The following is an 8,215-nucleotide window of genomic DNA, read 5'->3' on the forward strand; positions in this document are numbered from 1 at the left end:
GCCATAAGCAGGTTCAAGCTGAAACTTACCCCGCTCGGCCTGTACTTTCAAATAGCCCCAATCATGATTATAGCTTGATTTACCGATAACCTTTTGACCGCCGGGAAACTTTAGCTCCCAAAAAACAGTTTCGTCAACTTCCTTGAAAAAATCCGGCCGGGTTTTCTCCTGTGTGGCTTTTACTGCCAAAGGCTCCTGCCCTAAAGTGTAGCGTGATCCCTGGATAGAATAAATACCMATATCCATCAGTCCACCGCCGCCGGCCATTGCTTTTTTTAAACGCCAGGCGTTAGGATCGCCATTATAGGTAAAGCCGTTGCCGGTATCAATACTGGTTACCTTACCAAAAATTTGTTTTTGCCCCAACCGCATCAGCTCAATAGTGTGTGGCTCAAAATGCAGGCGGTAACCTATAGATAATAAACGGTTGGCCTTTTTACAGGCGGCTATCATTTCTTCACATTCTTTGGCATTAAGGGCCATCGGCTTTTCACAAATCACATGTTTGCCCGCCTGTGCTGCCCGTATGGTATATTCTTTATGCATGGATACTGGCAGTACTACATACACAATATCAATAGCCGGGTTTTGGGCTATTGTATCAAAATTCTGATAGTTATAAATGTTTTTTTCGGGAATGTTGTATTTTTTGGCCCATGCTGCTGCTTTTGATGGTGTGCCTGTAACAATACCTGCCAGGTAACAGTTCTTCGTTTTTTGCAGGGCTGGTGCCAATTGTCCTCCGCTATAGCTTCCTAAACCAACCAAAGCAATTCCCAGCTTTTTACCTGGTTTGGCAATAGCTAATTGCGACAACATTGGACCAAGCGCCAAAGCGCCAAAACCTACGGATGCATTACGGATAAAATTTCTGCGTGATGATTTAATTGAGGCCATTTTTTGATTAAGTTGAATTAGGTTAATTGAGCCAGATGGGGGTATTGCTCACTAAAACAAGTTAATCCGGGCTTTTGTTTGGTGAATTTAGAAAGCCATATATTTTATAATGGATAGGTAAGATGCTTACCTATCCATTATAAAATTCCTTTAATTTATTTACCAAACGTATAGAAAACAGAAATTGAAAGGTCGTTTGAAATTAATCTGAGATCTACACTATCACCTGTGCTGCTTTGTTGATTGTTTGGGTCTTTAGTTTTATAATGGCTATAGTTAAGGTTAGCCAATGTAGCCGATACCCCAACTTTTTTTGATGGATAGTATACCAAACCAAGGTTCACACCGCCATTATAACTATCCGTTTTAAAGTTATCATTACTGCTGGCGTATGTAGGATCATCAAATGTATACTTATGGTTACTCCTATAATAGCCAATATAAGGGCCGGTACGTATTCCTATTTTATCGCCATACATAAAGTATTTCCTTAAAAACAGGTTAGCGCCATACTCTGTTGAATGCTGCCTTGTAGCCATATTGCCACCATTGCTTTGATTGCCTGTAGTATACAACAAACGTGCGCCAATATCCAGCTTATCAGCAATAAAATAACTGTAACCGGGGCCAATAAGAAAACTTGTAAGCTTGCTACTTGAAACTACAGTACTGCCCTGGGCAGTATAAGAGTTATCTGAACTCGAGTGACTGAAACCTAAATCGAGCCCAAGAGTTTGCGAGCCTTTTTCGGTTTGAGCTTTTGAAACTTGAAAAGCCAATAAAAATGCAGGGATTAAAAACAGGATTTTTTTCATGTGGATAATAGTTTATTTGAGCAGTAGGAACGGTATTTATTATCCGATATTTTGCTAAAATGACTATTATTAAATAAATATTTATTTAAATAAATTGGAATAATATTAACTAAAAAGTGGCGTTTTAACAATCCTGTTTGATAGAGATTAAAATCTTATATATTATTCAACACCCGTTTTAATCAAAACCTATTTCCCTTCCAGGTTATCCCTATATTCTTTCAATGATCGTAGTATCGATCTGGCAATTGCATTCTGTCCATCGCTGGAGTTCAGGTAATCTTCATCAGCAGGGTTATTGATAAAACCTGTTTCAACCAAAACTGCCGGCATTCCGCTTTGGGCCAGCACCAGCACACCCTGCTCTTTTACGCCATAGCTATGGCGGCCATCGGTCTTTTTAAATTCCCGGTTTATCAGATCGCCAAACTGGATGCTTTGTTTACGATATTTCTGCTGAAAAGCGTTCAATACGATAGTATTCACTACGGCATCATCACCATAGCCATTATATTTATTCTTATAATCCTTTTCTATGTAGATGGCGGCGTTTTCGCGCAGGGCCTCGCGCYGTTCCTGGCTGCGGTGAAAACCATAAACCAGCAATAAAGTACCATGTTCGGTGGCTCTTTTTTGCGGGGATGAGTTACAGTGGATAGATATAAATAAGTTACCGTTATTACTGTTGGCTATATCGGTACGCTTATGTAGCTCAATAAAAACATCGGTACTGCGCGTCATAACCGTTTTCACTTCGGGCATTGCATCATTTACCAGGTCGCGCAGTTTTTTGGCAATGCTTAGCGCCACATTTTTTTCTTTTGAATAAGCGCCATGTGCACCGGGGTCTTTACCGCCATGCCCGGCATCAATGATTACCGTTTTAAATTTAAAACGGCGGGCAACGGGTTTGGTGCCGTCATCCTCTTGCCCATAGCAATTACCGACGACAAACAGGCTGATAAAAACACAAAGGAAAGCAGGTATAAGAATATTTTTTAGGCGGATGGCAGGCATGCAGAATATAAATATATAAGTGTAGGTACGTTAAACATTTTATCAATAAAAGTTATAATTAAGATATTGTTTGGCGTACATGGTTTAAACGTATGATTAATTTAATTTCGCAAAGGTAGTATTAGTTAGCAAGTTAGCTTTGCATTGTTTCATAAATTGTTAAAATAATAGTAAATGATAAAAGCAAAACTATTTTCTTTGAGCCTTTAATTTTATATTTATAGCTTAAACATAACCCACTAACTATAAGTTATTATGCAATTAAAGAAGCTGTTATTTACCCTTGTCACATCTGTTGCCTTTATTCAAATTGCTTACAGCCAGGAAAAAACACCGCCATACGGCGACAATGCCGCAGCAGGTAAATATTATGATGTACGGGGCATAAAACTATATGCCGAAACTTATGGCAGTGGCAAACCCCTGCTACTGATCCATGGAAACGGTGATAAAATAAGCGCGTTTAAAAACAATATACCCTATTTTGCTAAAAAATATAAAGTGATAGCTGTTGACAGCCGCGCACACGGCAAATCTGTCGATCCGCGCGACTCGTTAAGTTTTGAGATGATGGCCGATGATTTTGCCGGACTATTGGACGTAATGCACATCGATTCGGCCTACGTAATAGGTTGGAGCGATGGCGGCATCAACGCGCTTGAATTGGCCATGCGTTACCCTAAAAAAGTTATAAAGCTGGCCTCAACAGGTGCAAACCTCTGGCCCGATTCTACAGGGATAGTTCCGAAATTTTGGAAAGGGGAACAGGTGCAATACAACAAAAACAAGAATACAGTTTGGAAAACTGCCAAAGAAAAAAACGACTGGAAGATCTTCCTGCTTGATTGGTTTCAGCCCAACATCAAACTTTCTGAACTAAAGAAAATCCAATGCCCATCGCTCATTATAGCCGGCGATCATGATGTGATCCCCACAGAACATACGGTTATGATATCGCAAAACATCCCCAAAGCATACCTGTGGATAGTACCCAACTCCGGCCATCCAACACTCCAGGAACATAAGGATGAATTTAACAAACTGGTTGACGACTTTTTTGAACAGCCCTTTAATAAAAGGTAAAGAACTGAACTAAATAATTTGTTAAGGCTATAACCCGATATTAATAATTATTATTTAAGGTTATAGCCTTATTTCCGTTGTTAGGCGAAACCTAAACAGCGTTAATCTTTTCAAAGTGAAGAGATACAACCTCCGTGTACCTTCTCACGCTCCCCTCCCCGCAACTCATGACAGTCCATGACAGTTCCTGTATTACTATTCCCTAAATTAGCTTCACCAATTTAAACTAATTATTATATGCAAATTATTTTTGGAGTTCTTTTCCATTTTATCGGCGGTTTTGCCTCGGGGAGTTTTTACATTCCCTACAAAAAAATTAAAGGATGGGCCTGGGAAAGCTACTGGATAGTAGGCGGTATTTTTTCCTGGTTCATTGTGCCTCCGCTGGCAGCATGGTTAACTATTCCGGGCTTTGCCGATATCATTAGCCATACCAGCACATCCGTTATCGGGTGGACATATTTGATGGGTTTACTTTGGGGCATCGGGGGGCTTACCTATGGTTTGGGGGTTCGCTATTTGGGCGTTTCGTTGGGCAGCACTATTATACTAGGTCTTTGTTCGGTATTTGGCGCGTTGATACCCTCGGTTTATTATGATTTTTTCCCTAAAGCGGGCAAAGATACCTTTAGCATGCTGCTGCATAACCAATGGGGGCAAATGGTATTGTTAGGGATTTTGCTTTGCGTGGCGGGCATTGTTATCTGCGGCAAGGCTGGCATGATGAAAGAAAAAGAACTATCCGCCGATAAAACCATCGCCCAGGAAAATAAAGATTACCGGTTTGGCCTGGGTATCCTGGTTGCCATTGTATCGGGGATATTAAGCGCCTGTTTCAACTTCGGTATTGAGGCAGGTAAGTCAATGGCCGATACGGCTAATCAGGTTTGGCAGGTTGCGCATCCAAACCAGGGTAACTTTCTGTTTCAAAACAATGTAACTTATATCATTATACTTTGGGGCGGGTTAACCACCAATTTCATCTGGTGTATGGTGCTAAACGCAAGCAACAAAACGTTTGGTAACTATACCGATAAAAAAACACCGCTGCTTAAAAACTATCTGTTTGCAGCATTGGCCGGCACTACCTGGTTCCTGCAGTTCTTTTTCTACGGCATGGGCGAAAGTAAAATGGGCAACGGCGCCAGTTCCTGGATCCTGCACATGGCTTTCATTATACTAATAGCCAATATGTKGGGCCTGGTGCTCAAAGAATGGAAAGGTGTAAGCAAAAAGGCCCTTGCCACCGTAATAACCGGCATAGCCGTGATCATATTATCGGTATTAGTAGTTGGTTACGGTAATTCCATTAAATAACTTATAAATTAAATAAATCATTAATTCACTAACTCAATAATTCACTAATTAAACATATGTCTGTCAAAACAACACAATTTAAGCACGTAAGCTACCTATGGGATGATGCCAAAGCTGCCGACCTTATAGGTGATGAAGTAGCATTATTAATATACCGATCCAATTTATTGGGTGCCGATCTTAGGCTCACCAATTATGGAGGTGGTAATACCTCCTGCAAAGTGACCTCCAAAGATCCATTAACCGGCAGTGATGTTGAGGTAATGTGGATTAAAGGCTCGGGTGGCGATATAGGCACACTAAAGAAAAGCGGGTTGGCAGCCCTGTATGTAGATCGCCTGCGGAGCCTCAAAAACGTTTACCGCGGTGTGGAGCATGAAGACGAAATGGTGGAATTGTTTAACCACTGTATTTATGACCTTGCCTCCAAAGCGCCGTCTATAGATACCCCACTACATGGCTTTTTACCCTTTAAACACATCGACCACCTGCACCCCGATGCGGCTATAGCTATCGCGGCAGCTAAAGACGGCAAAAAAATAACACAGGAATTGTTTAACGGCACCATCGGCTGGGTTGAGTGGAAAAAACCAGGCTTTGAGCTGGGCTTACAGCTAAAACAATGTTTAGACGAAAATCCGGGCATCCGTGGTATCATGTTGGGCTCGCATGGTTTATTTACCTGGGGTGATACCGCTTACGAAAGCTATATGAACACGCTTGAAGTTATTGAGCGCTGTGCCGAATACCTGGAAGAAAACTATGGCAAAAAAGGTCCTGTTTTTGGCGGGCAAAAAATTGAAAGCCTTGATGAAGCTGGTCGCAAAAAGCAGGCTGCCACCATTGCCCCTATTCTGCGTGGTTTCTGCTCCAGCCAAAAGCACATGATCGGTCATTTTACTGATGATGCCCGCGTGCTGGAATTTATCAACTCCAACGATCTTGATCGTCTGGCACCATTGGGTACCAGCTGCCCCGATCACTTTTTACGCACCAAGATCAGTCCGTTGATATTGAACCTTGAACCGGGCGAGGATTTAAGTGATGTAAAAGCATTACAGGAACGCCTTACGCCGGCTTTTGAGGCTTACCGCCAGATGTATACCGATTATTACAATACCTGCAGGCATGATAACAGCCCGGCCATAAGAGATACCAACCCGGTGATCATCCTGTATCCGGGAGTTGGCTTGTTCTCGTTCTCCAAAGACAAACAAACCGCCCGTGTAGCTGCCGAATTTTATACCAACGCCATCAACGTAATGAAGGGCGCCGAAGCAATATCAGAATATACCTCATTACCACGCCAAGAAGCATTTGATATTGAGTACTGGTTGCTTGAAGAAGCCAAACTACAGCGCATGCCAAAGCCCAAGGCCCTATCTGGCAAAATAGCCCTCATTACGGGCAGCGCGGGTGGTATAGGCAAAGCCATCGCCAAAAAATTTGTTGACGAAGGTGCAGTTGTAATACTAAACGACATGAACACCGAACGTTTAGACAGCGCAGGTGAAGAATTTAAAAAGCTATACGGCAAAGATTCATACACCACCGCGGTGCTTAATGTAACCAACAGCGAACAGATCAATGCCGCTTTAGAAACTGCCGCTTTAGCTTTCGGAGGGGTTGATATTGTGATAAACAATGCGGGCTTATCCATATCAAAATCAATTGCCGACCATACCGATAAAGATTGGGACCTGTTGTACGATGTATTGGTAAAAGGCCAGTTTTTTATAACCCAGGCAGCCGTTGCTGTGATGAAAAAGCAGGCCATTGGCGGCGATATTATCAATATAGTAAGCAAGAATGCCCTGGTTAGCGGACCAAACAACGCGGGTTACGGATCGGCAAAAGCTGCGCAATTACATTTGAGCCGCTTAAATGCAGCCGAATTAGGTGCCGACAAAATCCGCGTGAACGTGGTAAATCCCGACGCGGTAATAAGTGACAGCAACATATGGGCCGGCGGATGGGCCGAAGGCCGTGCAAAAGCTTATGGTATTACCGTAGCCGAACTGCCTGCTTACTATGCCAAACGTACCTTACTGAACGAAATCATATTACCTGCCGATATTGCGGATGCCTGCTTTGCCTTCACCGGCGGCCTGCTCAACAAATCAACCGGCAACGTGTTAAATGTTGACGGCGGGGTAGCAATGGCATTTGTGAGGTAGGGAAGCCCCCTCTAAATCTCCCCCTGAAGGGGGAGACTTAAAAAAGAGCACCTAAGACTTATGATGTTTTTTAAACTTCATAAGTCTGAAAAACGGGAGAATTGAACTGTCCTTTTTAATCCCTCCCCTTCTGGGGAGGGATTGGGTGGGGCTTAACCAATATAACAATGCAATTAGAGAAGAGCATAATCGAAGAATATAACCATCAGCACAATGCAGCGCACCAGCGTAAGTTTGATTTTGTTGCGGCTGATGTAAACGAATTGAATACCATCCTAAAAAAGTTAATTGATTTTAACATAGCCATACCAAGTTGGGCTTTGGGCACAGGGGGCACCCGTTTTGGTCGTTTTTCTGGTGGCGGCGAGCCGCGTAGTTTGGAAGAGAAAATTGAAGATGTAGGTCTGATCCACGCTTTAAACAAAAGCAGTAACTCCATTTCCCTACACATTCCATGGGATATCCCAAAAAATGCTGCCGATATTAAAGCGCATGCCGCCCAGTTAGGTTTGCATTTTGACGCGGTTAACTCCAATACCTTCCAGGACCAGGCATCGCAGGAACTGAGCTACAAATACGGCTCGTTGCACCATGTGGATAAAGCTGTACGCAAACAGGCCATCGCCCACAATATCGAGGTAATAAAATATGGCGTTGAACTGGATTCAAAAGCATTATCTGTTTGGTTATCAGATGGATCAAACTTCCCAGGGCAGTTAAATATGCGTGGTGCTTTTGAGCGCACGCTGGAAAGCCTGCAGGAAATTTATGATGCCTTACCTGCGGATTGGAAAGTTTGGGTGGAATATAAACCTTACGAGCCCAATTTTTATTCGACTACGATAGGCGACTGGGGGCAATCATACCTCCTTTCTTCAAAATTGGGTAATAAGGCACAAACACTGGTTG

6 protein-coding genes and 1 pseudogene are annotated in these 8,215 nt (G+C 42.7%); 4 read left to right on the forward strand and 3 right to left on the reverse strand.

Annotated features, from left to right (window positions below):
- From AC1DPZ_RS17545 to AC1DPZ_RS17555, 3 genes are all read right to left on the reverse strand, one after another.
- Window positions 1–897: Gfo/Idh/MocA family protein (locus AC1DPZ_RS17545; protein WP_477405727.1), on the reverse strand; the 897-nt coding region annotated here is incomplete at its 3' end.
- Between the two features lie 155 nt (window positions 898–1,052).
- Window positions 1,053–1,712, reverse strand: coding sequence for an outer membrane beta-barrel protein (locus tag AC1DPZ_RS17550; protein ID WP_477405729.1), 660 nt, complete (start codon window positions 1,710–1,712; stop codon window positions 1,053–1,055).
- Window positions 1,713–1,901: 189 nt separating this feature from the next.
- Window positions 1,902–2,729, reverse strand: a complete 828-nt coding sequence (locus AC1DPZ_RS17555) for an N-acetylmuramoyl-L-alanine amidase family protein (RefSeq protein WP_477405731.1) — start codon at window positions 2,727–2,729, stop codon at window positions 1,902–1,904.
- Between the two features lie 255 nt (window positions 2,730–2,984).
- On the opposite strand from AC1DPZ_RS17555, the gene AC1DPZ_RS17560 reads away from it, so the two are divergent.
- From AC1DPZ_RS17560 to AC1DPZ_RS17575, 4 genes and pseudogenes are all read left to right on the forward strand, one after another.
- On the forward strand, window positions 2,985–3,812 hold the full coding sequence (locus tag AC1DPZ_RS17560; RefSeq protein ID WP_477405733.1) for an alpha/beta fold hydrolase: 828 nt from the start codon (window positions 2,985–2,987) through the stop codon (window positions 3,810–3,812).
- Between the two features lie 237 nt (window positions 3,813–4,049).
- On the forward strand, window positions 4,050–5,129 hold the full coding sequence (gene rhaT / locus AC1DPZ_RS17565) for an L-rhamnose/proton symporter RhaT (protein ID WP_477405735.1): 1,080 nt from the start codon (window positions 4,050–4,052) through the stop codon (window positions 5,127–5,129).
- 56 nt (window positions 5,130–5,185) lie between these two features.
- A complete protein-coding gene (locus AC1DPZ_RS17570) occupies window positions 5,186–7,306 on the forward strand; it encodes a bifunctional aldolase/short-chain dehydrogenase (protein ID WP_477405737.1) in 2,121 nt (706 codons plus the stop codon).
- Window positions 7,307–7,473: 167 nt separating this feature from the next.
- Window positions 7,474–8,215 (forward strand): annotated as a pseudogene (locus tag AC1DPZ_RS17575) (sugar isomerase); the annotation flags it as partial.

The organism is Mucilaginibacter sp. P4_G9, from assembly GCF_056400985.1.